Annotated in this window: 11 protein-coding genes; 4 read left to right on the top strand and 7 right to left on the bottom strand. The window is 72.4% G+C overall.

Features of this window, described 5'->3' with window-relative positions:
* Window positions 1–105: 105 nt before the first annotated feature.
* Window positions 106–561 carry a gamma-glutamylcyclotransferase gene (locus tag AB0B86_RS13720; RefSeq protein ID WP_357403695.1) on the top strand — a complete coding sequence of 152 codons (456 nt, stop codon included), beginning with the start codon at window positions 106–108 and terminating at the stop codon, window positions 559–561.
* A gap of 75 nt (window positions 562–636) precedes the next feature.
* On the opposite strand, the gene AB0B86_RS13715 is transcribed toward AB0B86_RS13720, so the two are convergent.
* From AB0B86_RS13715 to AB0B86_RS13705, 3 genes are all read right to left on the bottom strand, one after another.
* Entirely contained in the window at window positions 637–1380 is a 744-nt protein-coding gene (locus AB0B86_RS13715) for a hypothetical protein (RefSeq protein ID WP_357403697.1), read from the bottom strand.
* 80 nt (window positions 1381–1460) lie between these two features.
* Complete coding sequence (locus AB0B86_RS13710) at window positions 1461–2435, bottom strand: hypothetical protein (RefSeq protein WP_357418018.1); 975 nt, start codon at window positions 2433–2435, stop codon at window positions 1461–1463.
* Window positions 2436–2439: 4 nt separating this feature from the next.
* The gene (locus tag AB0B86_RS13705) at window positions 2440–3072 is read right to left on the bottom strand and encodes an MBL fold metallo-hydrolase (protein WP_357418015.1); all 633 of its coding nucleotides are present in this window, start codon (window positions 3070–3072) and stop codon (window positions 2440–2442) included.
* A gap of 113 nt (window positions 3073–3185) precedes the next feature.
* Here AB0B86_RS13705 and AB0B86_RS13700 point away from each other — a divergent pair, with 113 nt between their 5' ends.
* Window positions 3186–4229: a DUF4349 domain-containing protein gene (locus AB0B86_RS13700; protein ID WP_357403703.1), complete on the top strand. Its 1044-nt coding sequence runs from the start codon at window positions 3186–3188 to the stop codon at window positions 4227–4229.
* Here AB0B86_RS13700 and AB0B86_RS13695 read toward each other — a convergent pair.
* Both AB0B86_RS13695 and AB0B86_RS13690 read right to left on the bottom strand, forming a co-directional pair.
* A complete protein-coding gene (locus AB0B86_RS13695; RefSeq protein ID WP_357403705.1) occupies window positions 4186–5445 on the bottom strand; it encodes an amidohydrolase in 1260 nt (419 codons plus the stop codon). The two genes, AB0B86_RS13700 and AB0B86_RS13695, sit on opposite strands and share 44 nt — an antisense overlap.
* 444 nt (window positions 5446–5889) lie before the next feature.
* Entirely contained in the window at window positions 5890–7473 is a 1584-nt protein-coding gene (locus AB0B86_RS13690) for a methylmalonyl-CoA mutase family protein (protein ID WP_357403707.1), read from the bottom strand.
* A 205-nt stretch (window positions 7474–7678) separates the two neighbouring features.
* Here AB0B86_RS13690 and AB0B86_RS13685 point away from each other — a divergent pair, with 205 nt between their 5' ends.
* Both AB0B86_RS13685 and AB0B86_RS13680 read left to right on the top strand, forming a co-directional pair.
* The gene (locus AB0B86_RS13685; protein WP_357403709.1) at window positions 7679–9739 is read left to right on the top strand and encodes a serine/threonine-protein kinase; all 2061 of its coding nucleotides are present in this window, start codon (window positions 7679–7681) and stop codon (window positions 9737–9739) included.
* A 47-nt stretch (window positions 9740–9786) separates the two neighbouring features.
* Complete coding sequence (locus AB0B86_RS13680; RefSeq protein WP_357403711.1) at window positions 9787–11463, top strand: phospho-sugar mutase; 1677 nt, start codon at window positions 9787–9789, stop codon at window positions 11461–11463.
* Window positions 11464–11593: 130 nt separating this feature from the next.
* On the opposite strand, the gene AB0B86_RS13675 is transcribed toward AB0B86_RS13680, so the two are convergent.
* Together AB0B86_RS13675 and upp are read right to left on the bottom strand one after the other, a co-directional pair.
* On the bottom strand, window positions 11594–12271 hold the full coding sequence (locus tag AB0B86_RS13675) for a GPP34 family phosphoprotein (protein WP_357403713.1): 678 nt from the start codon (window positions 12269–12271) through the stop codon (window positions 11594–11596).
* Between the two features lie 74 nt (window positions 12272–12345).
* A complete protein-coding gene (upp, locus tag AB0B86_RS13670; RefSeq protein ID WP_357403715.1) occupies window positions 12346–12978 on the bottom strand; it encodes a uracil phosphoribosyltransferase in 633 nt (210 codons plus the stop codon).
* Window positions 12979–12988: the final 10 nt, after the last annotated feature.

Here is a 12988-nt window from a genome sequence, read left to right as displayed (position 1 = left end):
GCGTTTGCCCTTCGTCAGTGCTCACAGTGACTTTGTTCTCCCGAGCGCATCCGACACGCACCGTCGTATTCTCCCCCACCCGTCGACCGGGCTATCGTCATCGCCGTGCGTCATCACGCCGCCTACGGCTCAAATCTCGACCCTGCCCGGATGCGTGCCTACTGTCCGCATTCGCCGATGGTGGGCACCGGCTGGCTGGAAGGCTGGCGGCTGACCTTCGCCGGGGCGGACGTGATCGGCTGGGAGGGCGCGGTGAGCACCCTTGTCGAGTCGCCGGGTGACCGGGTCTTCGTGGCCCTCTACGACATCCACCCGTACGACGCGGGCCAGCTCGACGAGATCGAGGGGGTGACCGCCGGCACCTACCGCAAGCTGCACGTTCGGGTCTCCACCCTCGACGGCGACGTGACCGCGTGGATCTACGTCTTCAACGGGTACGAGGGTGGCCTGCCGACGTCGTGGTATCTGTCCGAGATCGCGAGCGCCGCCGAGAAGGCGGGCGCCCCGGACGACTACGTCACCGAGCTGCGGTCCCGCCCCACCGGCACCGCGTCGGCGTAGCAGCGCGTATCGCACCCCGCCAGTCTGCTACCACCGCCGACCGGAGCGCGGATCGGGTGCGCCGGGGGTCGTCAATCACACACCGGCGGCGAGCTCGGCCCGGGTGCGGTGCAGCAACTCGACAAGCTCGGCCCCGGCAGCCGGGCCGAGGGCCGTGAACGCCGGGGCGACGAGACGATTGGTCACCGCCTCCGCCCAGAGGCGCCGGCGCACCAACGGCCCGACCGGCGGGTAGGGCGGCGGCCAGCCGCAGGCCACCGCCCCGGCCTCGCCCTCGGGCCCGGCCAGCACGGCCTCCAGCGGGGTCATCCCGGCGGCGCGTACCGCCAGCAGGTAGGCACCTGTGAAGTGTTCGCGCAGCAGTCGCAGCCCGGCGGCGCTGCGGGCCCCGGCGGAGAGATCCGGCAGCGGCATGGCCCGCCACGCGGCGAAGAGCGGCATCGCGCTGGCGTCCGCAGCCACCACGGCCCGCTCGACGAGGACCGCCAGGCGTTCGGTGGCGGGCCGGGCGTCGAGCTGCTGCGCGCCCCACCGGCAGCACTCGGCGAGGCTCGCCGCCGCCACCTCGATCGGTGGGACGACCCGGGCAGCGGCGTCCCACCCGTCGGCGACCGCGTCCGGGGCGATGAACCCGAGCGCCGCGGCGGCCGTCTCGGCCCGCACGTCGCCGAGCGCACCCGCCCGGCCACTTATGTAGAACGCCCAGCCGGAGATGCCGAGCAGCCGGGCCCGCCGCAGGGTGGCCGGGTCCCTGGTGAACGCGTCGCCGAGGTCGAGCACGACCGGCTTACTTGCGGCGGCGACCTGCTCCGGCGTCATCCGGGCGGCCCGCTCGGGCAGGCCGGTCCGGCGTCCACGACAAGACCCCGGCCCGCGCACTCGTCGTCGTCCATCGATTGTCAGTCTGCCGCGCCACCGCCCGTGTCCGCATTCCCCTCTTCGGCCGCCAACGCCTCGACCGCCGCCTCAACCTCGCCGGCGCGCCGCCGAGCCACGGTTACCGCACGCTCCGCGGCACGCCGAGCGAGCTTGGCCCGGCTGAGATCCTGCTCGGCGACCGCCCGCCGCCGCTCCAGCTCGGCCAGTTCAGCCTCGATCGCATCGAGTACGGCAGCATCGTCGCGCTCCCGTCCGGCCGCCTCGGTCAGCTCGGCCGCCGCGCGCTGCTCGTCGGTCCGGGCCTTGGCCAACTCCCGATCCAGGGCGCGACGCTGCCGGGCCCGCTCGGCCCGGGCGGCCCGCTGCGCGGCCTGCTCGGCGCGCTCCGCGGCCCGATCCGGGCGGGGCACCGGCTCGGGACGCCCCCGCTGGGTGTCCGGTCGGCGGGCCGGACGTTCCTCGTCGGGCTCCTCGTCGTCGCCGGTGACCAACCTCAGCTGCGGCCGGGGCACCTCGCCGAAGCCGGCGTAGCTGGCCGCCCGGAGCAGGCGGCCCGCCCGGACCTGCTCGGCGACCTCGACGTCGGAGAACGCCGCGTTCAGTGTCGACTCCACCTCGGCCAGGGGCAGCCGACCGGCCGGTGGCGCGTCCGGCTCGGCCGCCGCGAGCTTGCGGACCTCGGCGACCAGGGCGCCGACCACCGCCCGGCGCTGCGCGGACAACTCCCGCAGTCGGGGCCCGCGCAGCTCCCGCTGGGCCGTCCGCAGGGCGTCGGCGAGCTGGACCAGGTCGCCGACCAGCTCCGGGCGTTGGATGGCGAGCAGGTTCACCAGCCAGGCCGCCACCGTCGGGCGACGCAGCCGGGCCAACTGTCGGGCGGTGGCCGGATCGCCGGCACTGCGGGCGTCGGCCACGGCGGCGTCCCGGGCGGCCACGAACCGGTCCGGTGGGATGCGGTAGAGCTGCTGCACCAGCTCCGCTGGGGGGCCGGGCATCAGGTCAGACGTCGACCCGGCTACCGGGCTCCAGCCGCTGGTAGTCGGTGCCGGACATCGCGGCGTACTGCCGGTTCAGCACGCCCAGACCGTTGTCGTTGAGCAGGGCGTCGTGCAGGGCGTACGCCCGCCGGGGCGCGACCGCGCGGATGAAGTCGAGCACCTCGGAGAACTTCGACCAGGGGGCGTGGATCGGTGCGAAGAGCGTGTCGACGGGTGTCTCGTCCGGCACCACCAGGGAGTCGCCGGGGTGAAAGACCACGTCGTTGATCAGGTAGCCGAGGTTGTCCACCACCGGGATGTCGGGGTGGATCACCGCGTGTTTCCCGCCGTACGCCCGGACGGCGACACCGGCTGCGGTGAACGACTCACCGGGGGCGACCGGGTGCAGCACCTCGGCCGCGTCGCCAAGGGTCTCGGCGAGCGAGGCGGGACCGTGGATCGGCAGCGGCTGCTTGTCGAGGCGCTGGCGCACCGCCGCCAGGTCGAGGTGGTCGGGGTGCTGGTGGGTGATGAGCACCGCGTCCGCGCCGGCCAACGCCGTCGCGGAGTCGCTGAACACACCGGGGTCGACGACGAGCACTCCCCCGTCGTGTTCCACCCGCAGGCAGGAGTGGGCGTATTTGGTGAGCCGCATCGTGACTCCTCAATTATCGAATCGTGACGTCCTCAGCGCAGTCTGCCGGAACCAGCCGACGTGCGCGCTGCGTCCGAGCTATCGCCACACCGGACGACAACGAGGGAGCGGGGATGGACGGACAGGTCATACGACGCCGCGGCGGACTGCTGGCGGTGACGGCACTGACGGCGGTATTCGCGTTGACCGGCTGCGGGGCCGGCGACAGCGGGTCGGCGGACACCGCGGCCGTGGCCCCGGCGAACGGGGACGTCGCCCAGCAGGACAAGGCGGCCGGCGCACCCGAGGCGGCCCGGGAGGCGCAACCGCAGCAGGGTGGGGCCGGGGCACCCCAGGAGGCCGGCGCACCCGAGGCGGCCCGGGAGGCGCAACCGCAGCAGGGTGGGGCCGGGGCACCCCAGGAGGCCGGCACCGGGGCACCGGACCTGCGCGTCGACCAGCGGGCCATCATCTACACAGGCTCGATGCGGGTGCAGGTGGACGATGTGGACGCCGCTGCCCGCGAGGTGAGCGCGCTGGTCACCCGCTCCGGCGGCTTCATCGGTGGCGACAACCGGCGCAGTGCCGACGCCGACGCGGTGGCCGAGTTGCAGCTGCGGGTGCCGGCCGCGAAGTTCACGGCGGTGGTGGACGAGATCGCGAAACTCGGCAAGCAACAGAGCCGGGAGATCAGCACCGAGGACGCCACCGAGGCGATCGTCGACCTCGACGCGCGGATCACCACTCAGCAGGCCCGGGTGGAGAGTGCACGGCGGTTGCTGGCCCGCGCCACCTCGATCACCGACCTGGTGTCGTTGGAGAACGAGCTGGGCCGTCGTGAGGCCGACCTGGCGTCGTTGGAGGCCAAGAAACGGCGACTGGCCGACCTGACCGCGCTCTCCACGATCACCGTGGCACTGGCCGGGCCGGCGGCCAAGGTCACCGAGGAGAAGACCGAGACCGGTTTCCTGGCCGGGCTCAGGGGCGGTTGGCAGGCGTTCGCCGCCTCGTTGACCGTCCTGCTCACCGTGCTCGGGGCACTACTGCCGTGGCTGGTGCTGGTCGGCGTGCCGGTGGCGGTGCTGCTGCTGGTGCTGCGGCGGCGGAAGCGGACGTCGGCCCCGACCGCTGCGGTCAGCGCGCCGCCGCCAGTGCCCGCAGCGCGGTCTGCACCATGACGCGTACGCCGGCGGGGATGGCCCGCTCGTCCACGTCGAAGCTGGCCCGGTGCAGGTCGACGTTGGGACCCGAGCGGCCCACCCCGAGCCGGGCGAGGGCGCCCGGGACATACTCCAGATACCAGGAGAAGTCCTCGCCGCCCATGCTCTGCGGTGTCTCGGCGATCCCTTCCGGACCGAGCGCGGCGGCGGTGGCCGCCGTCAACACCTGGATGGCCCGCGAGTCGTTCGACACCGGCGGCCGGCCGCGCAGGTATTCCAGGTCGACAGTGGCGCCGGTCGGCGCGATGACGTCCCGGACCACCTGAGCGACGATCTTCGGCGCCTGCTCCCAGGTGTCGCGGTCCATCACCCGCAGGGTGCCGGAGGCACTCGCCTCCGAGGGGATGACGTTGTAGCGGGTGCCGGCCGAGGCGTGGCCGAAGACCAGCAGCAGGCCGCTGTTGGCCGGCACCCGGCGGCTGACCAGGGCGGGCACCTCGGTGACCAACCGGCCGAGCGCGTCGACCAGGTCCACGGTCAGGTGCGGCCGGGCGGTGTGCCCACCCGGGCCGGAGAGTCGGACGGTGACGTTGTCGGCAGCCGCGGTGATCGGACCGACCCGCAGGCCGACCCGCCCGACCGGCAGGTTCGGGTCACAGTGCAGCGCGAAGATCTGCACCACGTCGTCCAGGCCGCCGGCCTCGATGACCTCCAGCGAGCCGCAGGGCAGGATCTCCTCGGCCGGCTGGAAGATCAGCCGGACCCGCCCGTCCAACTCGCCCAGGTCGGCGAGTTGGGCCAGCAGCATGCCGACGCCGAGCAGGATCGAGGTGTGCACGTCGTGCCCGCAGGCGTGGCAGACGCCCGCCACCGTCGACCGGTAGGGCACGTCCTTGACGTCGTCGAGGGGCAGGGCGTCGATGTCGGCGCGCAGCGCGACAACGGGGCCGTCCGGGCGACCGTTGACGTCGCAGATCACGCCGTTGCCCTTGGGCAGCAGGCGCGGGTTGAGCCCGGCCAGCGAGAGTTCCCGGGCGATCAGGGCGGCCGTCTCGAACTCGTTGCCGGACAACTCGGGGTGCGAGTGGAGGTGACGGCGCGTAGCGATAAGCCCCGGAACCCGCAGGGCGAGGAGGTGGTCCAGGTCGCGGGGCAGCGGCTGGGAGCCTGGCGACGTCTCCAGCCAGGACGACGCCAGCTGGCCATCCGTGGGCAGCGTCAACGCACTCGTCACGTCGAATTCTCGATCACTAGAGATGGATGGATCATCGGGGACAGCAGACAGCCTAGACCTCCGACGGTGACGCTGCGCAACCTCGTTACGGTAATGATCAGACCGCGCAGCGTCAGGAATGCCCTGCTCGGGGCGCTCAGAGATGTGTGGGACAGCAGGTAGATCGCTATCGAACGCCGACATCCGCCCCTCACCTCCTACAACGCGTAACCGATCGCGGAGGCTCCGGATTCGGCGGAACACGTGCGGCTCCTGGTGCAAATTGTCGCATTAGTCGGTGTGATGAACTGACACTCCGACAATTAGCCGACCACACTCCGCAACGCGCCGGATAGGGACGCTCACACGGCGTCGCCCACCACGGGCGCACACCCTGTGCGTCCGCGCTCCGCCAACCCGGTACCCGCCGAACGCGATGGACACACCGCCGCGGCGAACGGACGCTCAGAACCGATCGGACGGCCGGTACAGCCCCCACACCTCGCGCAGCGTCCCGCAGACCTCACCCACCGTGGCCCGGGCCCGCAGCGCCTCCTTCATCGGGTAGAGCACGTTGTCCGAGCCCTCCGCGGCGGCCCGCAGCTCGGCGAGCGCCCGCGTCACTGCCGCACCGTCCCGCTCGGCGCGCAACCGCGCCAGCCGCTCGGCCTGGGCCGCCTCGATCGTCGGGTCGACGCGCAGCGGCTCGTACGGCTCCTCCTCGTCCACGGTGAACCGGTTGAGCCCGACCACCACCCGCTCAGCCGAGTCGATCTCCTGCGCGATCCGGTACGCGGACTGCTCGATCTCCCGCTTCTGGAACCCGGCTTCGATTGCGTCCACCGCCGAGCCGTGATCGGCCACCCGCTCCATCAACTCGAGCGCGGCGGCCTCGATCTCGGCGGTCATCGCCTCCACCACGTACGACCCGGCGAACGGGTCGACGGTGGCGGTCAGGTCGGTCTCGTACGCCAGCACCTGCTGGGTGCGCAGCGCGAGCCGGGCCGCCTTCTCGGTGGGCAGCGCGATGGCCTCGTCGAAGCTGTTCGTGTGCAGCGACTGCGTGCCGCCGAGCACCGCGGCCAGCCCTTGCACCGCCACCCGGACCAGGTTCACCTCCGGCTGCTGGGCGGTGAGCTGCACGCCAGCGGTCTGGGTGTGGAACCGCAGCATCATCGACTTCGGATCCTTCGCGCCGAAGTCGTCGTGCATCAGTCGGGCCCAGATCCGCCGGGCGGCGCGGAACTTCGCCACCTCCTCCAGCAGGGTGGTGCGGGCCACGAAGAAGAACGACAGCCGGGGCGCGAAATCGTCAACCGCGAGCCCGGCGGCGAGCGCCGCCCGCACGTACTCCACGCCGTTGGCCAGGGTGAACGCGATCTCCTGCGCGGGCGTCGCGCCGGCCTCGGCCATGTGGTAGCCGGAGATGGAGATGGTGTTCCACTTCGGCACCTCCTTGCGGCAGTACGCGAACGTGTCGGCAACCAGGCGCAGCGACGGCTTCGGCGGGAAGATGTACGTGCCCCGGGCGATGTACTCCTTGAGGATGTCGTTCTGGATCGTGCCGTTGAGCGCCGAGCCGGGCACCCCGTTCTCCTCGGCCACGAGCTGGTAGAGCAGCAGCAGCACCGAGCCGGGCGCGTTGATGGTCATCGAGGTGGAGACCTTGTCCAGCGGAATGTCGGCGAAGAGCAGCCGCATGTCCTCGATGGAGTCGATGGCGACACCCACCTTGCCGACCTCGCCGTGCGCGATCGGATCGTCGGAGTCGTAGCCCATCTGGGTCGGCAGGTCGAACGCCACCGACAGGCCCATCGTGCCGGCCCGCAACAGATGGTGGTACCGCGCGTTGGACTCGGTGGCGGTGCCGAAGCCGGCGTACTGACGCATGGTCCACGGACGGGAGGTGTACATGGTGGGGTAGACGCCCCGGGTGTACGGGAACTCGCCGGGCGCGCCCAGCCTGGAGTCCAGATCCTCCGGGAGGTCCGCGCCCGTGTAGACGTCCTGGATCGGGAAACCGGACTCGCTTGACCGCCGTTCGTTCATCCCCGGATGGTAGGACGCCCGGGCATCTCGGCGGGTGAGGGATACCGCACAGCCCGTCCCGAACCGTCGACAGGAGGTGAACGACGTGGCACTTTCTGTCGACTTGAATAAACGTCCGCCGCGTCGGCTTTCGCATCAGGCGTCGGAACCAGCAAGATAGGGGGGTTGTGTCCCAGCCCCCTCGATTTCCCCCGGTGGCTTTTCTGTGACTCAGATCCCGACGTGGAGCGGCGGACCGGTAAGTCCCGCCAACGGCCGCGCAGCACCCGGCACCACCATCGGTGACCGGTACTCGCTGCGGTCCTCGGTGGGCAACGGCGGCATGGGCACGGTGTGGCGTGCCACCGACACCCTGCTGCGCCGCGACGTGGCGGTGAAGGAGGTCGTCCTGCCCCCAGGGCTGGCCCCCAGCGACCGCGACGCCATGTACGAACGCACCCTGCGCGAGGCGCGGGCCGCCGCCGCCATCCAGCACCCGGCAGTGGTGCAGGTGTACGACGTGGTCACCGAGGCCGGTCGGCCGTGGATCGTGATGGAGCTGCTGGACGCCCGCAGCCTCGCCGACATGGTGATCGAGGACGGGCCGGTCGCACCCCGCGCCGTCGCCAAGATCGGCATAGCGCTGCTCGGCGCGTTGGAGGTGGCGCACGCGATCGGCGTGCTGCACCGCGACGTCAAACCGGCAAACGTGTTGATCTGCTCCGACGGGCGGTGCGTGCTCACCGACTTCGGGGTCGCCCGGATGCCCACCGACGTGCAGCTCACCACCCCCGGCATGGTGCTCGGCTCGCCGCACTTCATCTCGCCCGAGCGGGCCATGGGCCAGGAGTTCGGCCCGCCGAGCGATCTCTTCTCGCTCGGGGTGACGCTCTACACGGCGGTGGAGGGGCGTCCCCCGTTCGACAAGGGTGACCCGATCGAGACCATGCACGCGGTGGTCGAGGACCCACCGGCCCCGCCGCAGCGCAGCGGGCCGCTGACCCGCGTACTGATGGGCCTGCTGGAAAAGGACCCGGCCCGCCGGCTGGACGTGCACACCTCCCGGGCCATGCTGCGCGAGCTGCTCGCCGGCCCGCTCGGCAGCACCGCCACCGCTGTGCACTCGGTCACCGACCCGTACGCGGTGGTGCCGGTGCAGCAACGCCCGGTGCCGGTCCTCCCGCCGCCTGCGGCAGAGCCGAAGTCGGACAACCAGATCGGTGGCCCGGCGATGCTGGCCCCGAACGAGTCCCTTACCGACCGGCTGGCCGCGCTACGCCGGGGTGAGCGTCCACGGCCGGCCGCGTCGGCCGGTGCCACCGGGTTCGACGAGACGAGCGCCGACGCGTTGGCCGGTCCGCTGCACACGCCCACCGGCGCGATGCCCGGCCCCGACCGGCCGCTCTCCGCGCGCACCTACGGTGGCAGCGCCGACACCACCCAGCGGGTGGACGCCGGCGGGCACCCGGACGCCACCCAGCGGGTCAGCTACGGCAGCCCGGCCGAGGCCACCCAGCAGGTCGGATACGGCGGCGCGCCGGAGGCCACCCAGCGCGTCGGCGGCACCTACGGTGGCGGCAACCAGTGGTCGGTGCCGGGCACCGGTCAGCCCTGGGCCACCCCGCCCGCCGCTTCGGACGGCGGCGCGCTCGGCAAGGTCCGCGCCACCGGTGGTCAGCTCGTCCGCACGGTGCAGGGCTGGCCTCGCAAGACGCAGCTCGCCGCGGCCGGCGGGTTGGTCGTCGTGCTGCTACTCACCGTGGTGGCCCTGTCCAGCGGCGACGACCCGCCGCCGAGCACCCCGGCCGCGCTGCCCACCGCGTCCGCCCCGGCGGCTCCCCCGGTCGAGATGCAGGAGCACGCGGCCCGCGGCATCCAGGTCATGGTGCCGAAGGGCTGGAAGAAGGCCACCGGCCCTACGTACACCGACTACATCGACCCGGAGGACAGCGGCCGCAAGGTCCGCATCATCACCGAGAAGTGGTCGACCGACTCCAACCGCTGGGCGGAGACGGCGGAGAACGGTCTCAAGACCAGGAGCACCTCCTGCGTCAAGCCGTACCAGCAGATCAACGCCGCCGAGACCGAGCTGGCCAGCAAGCCGGCGGCCGAATTCGAATACACCTGCGGCCAGGGCGACGTCATGCGGCACGGCGTCTGGCGTGGCGTGGCCGAGGGCGGCAAGGCGTACTCGTTCTACCTGACCGCCACGGACGCCAAGTTCGCGGAGAGCAAGCCGATCTTCGACGAGATGGTGCGCACGTTCCAGCTCACCGGCGACGGCTGAGCCGAGGGAACCGGCAGCGGTGATCCGCCGTCGTGCTATCAAGGGGCATGGCGGCGGACACCACTGACATCGACGACATTCGCGAGCAAGCCAGGCGCTGGCTGGCTGACGACCCCGACCCGGCGAGCCGGGACGAGCTGACGGCGGTACTCGACGGGCTGCCGGCGAGCGCCCCGGAGCTGGCCGACCGGTTCGCCGGCCCGCTGACCTTCGGCACGGCCGGCCTGCGCGGTCCGCTGCGCGCCGGCCCGAACGGCATGAACCTCGCCGTGGTCACCCAGGCCGCTGCCGGCCTGGTCACCTGGCTCGCGGCCCAGGGTGGCACCGGCCCGCTGGTGATCGGGTACGACGCTCGGCACGGCTCCCGGCAGTTCGCCGAACGCACCGCCCAGGTGGCCACCGGCGCTGGCCGTCCGGCGCTGCTGCTGCCCCGCCCGCTGCCCACCCCGGTGCTGGCGTACGCCGTGCGTCACCTCGGCGGGGTCGCCGGAGTGATGGTCACGGCCAGCCACAATCCGCCGCAGGACAACGGCTACAAGGTCTACCTCGGCGCGGAGCTGGGCGGGGAGCTGGGCGCCGGCGCGCAGATCGTGCCGCCCGCCGACGCCGGGATCGAGGCGGCCATCCGGTCGGTCGGACCGCTGACCCAGGTGCCGCTCGGCGGGCCCGGTCAGGTGCTCGGCGACGACCTGGTCGCCTCGTACGTCGAACGGGCCACCGCGGTGATCGACCCGGACGGGCCCCGGGACCTGACTGTGGCGTACACCCCGCTGCACGGGGTGGGCGCGGCCGTGCTCACCGCCGCGTTCGCCAGCGCGGGTTTCCCGACCCCCGGTGTGGTGCCCGACCAGGCCGAACCGGACCCGGCGTTCCCCACCGTGTCGTTCCCCAACCCGGAGGAGCCGGGTGCGGTGGACCGACTGATCGCCCTTGCCGACTCCACCGGCGCGGACCTCGCCATCGCCAACGACCCGGACGCCGACCGGTGCGCGGTGGTCGTCCGCGACAGCGTGGGCGACGGGCAGACCTGGCGGATGCTGCGGGGCGACGAGGTGGGCGTGCTGCTCGCCGACCACCTGATGCGCCGTGGGGTGACCGGGCTCTACGCCACCACCATCGTGTCGTCGTCACTGCTGCGGGCGATGTGCGCGGCGCGGGGCCTGCCCTACGACGAGACACTTACCGGCTTCAAGTGGATCGTGCGGGCCGGCGGTGGCAGCACGCCGCTCGTCTTCGGCTACGAGGAGGCGCTCGGCTACTGCGTCGCCCCGGAGCACGTCCGGGACAAGGACGGCATCACCGCCGCGTTGACAGTGGCCGAGTTGGCCGCCGGGCTGAAGACGCAGGGCCGCACGCTCACCGACCGGCTTGACGAGTTGGCAGCCGAGTTCGGCGTGCACCACACCGACCAGCTCTCCGTCCGGGTGGACGACCTGCGGGTGATCACCGACGCGATGGCCCGGATCCGGGCGGCCACGCCGACCACCCTGCTCGGGCAACCTGTCGACAGCGTCCGGGACCTGCTACCCGAGGCGGACGTGGTGATCCTGCGTACCGCGGAGGCCCGGGTGGTGATCCGCCCTTCCGGGACCGAGCCGAAGCTCAAGGCGTACCTCGAGGTGGTGGAGCCGGTGCCGGACGGCGATGTCGCGGCCGCGCGCAGCCGGGCCGGCGCGGCGGTCGCGCGGTTGCGGGCCGACGTCGCCGCCGCCCTCGGCATCTGACCACGACCGACCCCACCTCCCTGTCCTGCCCCCTTTGCTCTGCTTCAGCGGAGGCAACACCCGGCAGCCGTTTGTGTTGCGTGGGTTGAAGCAGAGCAAAGGGAACAGCGGAGGCGGGCTGGCCCGGCGGTCAGGCGCGCTTGCCGAGCGCCGCGTCGACCGCCGTGGCCAGGGCGGCGACGACCAGGCCGACCGAGGGGCGGACCACGGAGTCGTCGGTGCTCACCTGACCGGAGAAGCCCGCACCGGTGGCGATCTCCTCCAACCGCCGGCGGGCGGTGGCGGCCTCCTCGCCGCTCACCCCCAGCGCGGACTCCATCCGCAGCACCGCGACCAGGGTGGCCAACGCGGCGGTCCGCTCGTCCGGGGCCGCCGCGCCGGTGAGCGCGTCGGCCAGCCGCTGCCGGGTCTCCGCCTCGACCGAGGAGTCCACCACCGGATACCGGTGTACGTGAATGAAGCCCAACTCGGTCTCGTCGACGTCCTGCACGACGCCCCGGGCGCACAGGTCACCGAGGATGCGGTCGCGCAGTCCGTGCCGCAGGCGCTGCACCCAGGAGGCCGGGGTGTGCGGGGTGTCGGCGGCGATCCGGCCGAGCACCTCGTCGGCGACCGGCTCGCCGGTGGGCGTGGGGTCGATCATCGCCAACGATCCGTCGGCGTACGCGATCCGGCCGGCCAGGGCCAGCTCGACCAGCACCGCGGCGGCCATGCCCAGGTCCAGGCTGATTCGCGGCATGGTCGCCTTGCCGGTCGTGTCGTCGTAGGCGAGGAGCAACAGTTCCTCGGCGAGCGCAACACCAGTCATGGCCGGAGACGGTAGCGGGTCCGTGCACGACTGCGCACGGACCCGCCCGACCCGGTGCCGACCGGGTGCGGTTCTCAGAAGCGGGGCATGCCGCCGAACTGGCGGTCGCCAGCGTCCCCGAGGCCGGGGACGATGAACATGCGGTCGTTGAGCCCTTCGTCGATCGAGGCCGTGACCAGGCGCAGCGGCAGGCCGGAGCGTTCCAGCCGCTCGATGCCGACCGGCGCGGCGAGCACGCAGAGCACTGTGATGTCGGTGCAGCCCCGGTCGGCGAGCAGCCGGCAGGAGTGCTCAAGCGAGCCACCGGTGGCCAGCATCGGGTCCAGCACCAGCACCGGCAGCCCGGCCAGATCCCGGGGCAGCGACTCCATGTAGGCGCGCGGCTTGTAGGTCTCCTCGTCGCGGGCCAGGCCGACGAAGCCCATCGAGGACTCCGGCAGCAGGCCGAGCGCGGCGTCCGCCATGCCCAGACCGGCCCGCAGCACCGGGACGAGCAGCGGCGGGTTGGCCAGCCGGGTGCCCTCGGTGCTGGTGACCGGCGTCTGCACCGGGTACCGCTCGACGGGGAAGGTGCGCGCCGCCTCGTACACCAGCATGGTGGTCAGTTCGTGCAGGGCGGCCCGGAACGTCGAGGAATCGGTGCGCGCGTCCCGCATGGCGGTCAGTCTCGACTGGGCCAGCGGGTGGTCAATGACGTGTACGTCCACGATCGCTCAA

The sequence above is a fragment of the Micromonospora sp. NPDC049047 genome (genome assembly GCF_040649135.1).
GTDB lineage: Bacteria > Actinomycetota > Actinomycetes > Mycobacteriales > Micromonosporaceae > Micromonospora.
The sequence above is the reverse complement of the archived record's forward strand: the minus strand, read 5'-3'. Positions and strand labels throughout refer to the sequence as shown.

Excerpts from the sequence above, each read along its gene's own strand:
- AB0B86_RS13715 (WP_357403697.1), bottom strand. The coding sequence starts at position 1,380 with ATGACGCCGGAGCAGGTCGCCGCCGCAAGTAAGCCGGTCGTGCTCGAC.
- AB0B86_RS13710 (WP_357418018.1), bottom strand. The coding sequence starts at position 2,435 with ATGCCCGGCCCCCCAGCGGAGCTGGTGCAGCAGCTCTACCGCATCCCA.
- AB0B86_RS13705 (WP_357418015.1), bottom strand. The coding sequence starts at position 3,072 with ATGCGGCTCACCAAATACGCCCACTCCTGCCTGCGGGTGGAACACGAC.
- AB0B86_RS13700 (WP_357403703.1), top strand. The coding sequence starts at position 3,186 with ATGGACGGACAGGTCATACGACGCCGCGGCGGACTGCTGGCGGTGACG.
- AB0B86_RS13690 (WP_357403707.1), bottom strand. The coding sequence starts at position 7,473 with ATGAACGAACGGCGGTCAAGCGAGTCCGGTTTCCCGATCCAGGACGTC.
- AB0B86_RS13680 (WP_357403711.1), top strand. The coding sequence starts at position 9,787 with ATGGCGGCGGACACCACTGACATCGACGACATTCGCGAGCAAGCCAGG.
- AB0B86_RS13675 (WP_357403713.1), bottom strand. The coding sequence starts at position 12,271 with ATGACTGGTGTTGCGCTCGCCGAGGAACTGTTGCTCCTCGCCTACGAC.